Genomic DNA, 1029 nt, shown 5'->3' with positions numbered 1-1029 from the left:
GGCCGACCTGCTCGCGTACCCGGTGTGGGCGTGGCACTGGGACGACCCCGCCGCCCCGACCGCGCCGTGGGACCGGGCCCGCGCGCTCGTCCTCGACGCCGACGTCCGCGACCGGAAGGCCAGGGCGCTGGCCGCGTACCCCTCGCAGACGCTGCCGCTGTCGGGCGCTCCCGGGGACGAGGCGATCGTCGACGACCGCCACGCCGCCCACCACCTGCGCGCCGAGGAGTGGCTGTTCGCGCCGCTGCGGTCCCGCTCGCGGGAGTCCTTCGACGCGCACTACGCCCGGAAGCCCGAGGGGTGGGACTTCGAGGGATCCTGGTACGAGCAGCGGAAGCGCGCCGTCACCCTGGCCGCGCTGCCCCGTCCCCGCTTCCGGTCGGCGCTCGAGCTCGGCTGCGCGACCGGGGTGCTCACCGCGGCGCTGACCGGACGGGCGGACGCGGTCCTCGGGACGGACGTCGCCGCCGCGGCGATCGAGCAGGCACGGCACCGCGCCCCGGACGCGCGCTTCGAGACGGCCGCGTTCCCCGCGGAGTGGCCGGAGGGGCGGTGGGACCTCGTGGTGCTCTCCGAGGTCGGCTACTACCTGTCGCCGGACGACCTCGACCGGACCGTGGACCGGGTGCTGGAGACGCTCGACGACGACGGCGTGCTCGTCGCCTGCCACTGGCGCCATCCCGACGACGACGCCGTGACCGACGGTGACACCGTGGACGCCCGGCTGGCCGCCCGCTGGCCGCGGCCCGCGCTCGTGCACCACGTCGAGGAGGACTTCGTCCTCAGCGTGCTGCCGGGCCCGGCCGTCACCTCGGTCGGCCGGGCCGAGGGACTCGTCCGGTGAGTGCGGCACGCATCGACGTGGTCGTCCCCGTGCACGACGAGGAGACCACCGTCCGCGCCGCCCTCGACGCGCTCGCCGCGGCCGTGGAGGCCCTCCAGGCGGCGCACCCGTCGGTCCGCTCGGGGGTCACGCTCGTCCTCGACGGCTGCACCGACGGCACGGCCGGCATCGTCGAGGCGGCGCGG

At 76.9% G+C, this 1029-nt stretch carries 1 protein-coding gene and 1 pseudogene; both read left to right on the top strand.

Translation table 11 applies throughout. The annotated features are described in order from the left end of the window. The coding region (locus tag D8M35_RS16170; RefSeq protein WP_148113420.1) for a class I SAM-dependent methyltransferase at positions 1 to 844 on the top strand (844 nt) is incomplete at its 5' end. Beyond that, positions 841 to 1029: pseudogene (locus D8M35_RS16455) on the top strand (glycosyl transferase family 2); the annotation flags it as partial. The gene D8M35_RS16170 and the pseudogene D8M35_RS16455, both read left to right, overlap by 4 nt.

Source organism: Curtobacterium sp. HSID17257, assembly GCF_003989515.1.
In the GTDB taxonomy this organism is placed as follows: Bacteria; Actinomycetota; Actinomycetes; order Actinomycetales; family Microbacteriaceae; genus Curtobacterium.
The sequence above is the reverse complement of the archived record's forward strand: the minus strand, read 5'-3'. Positions and strand labels throughout refer to the sequence as shown.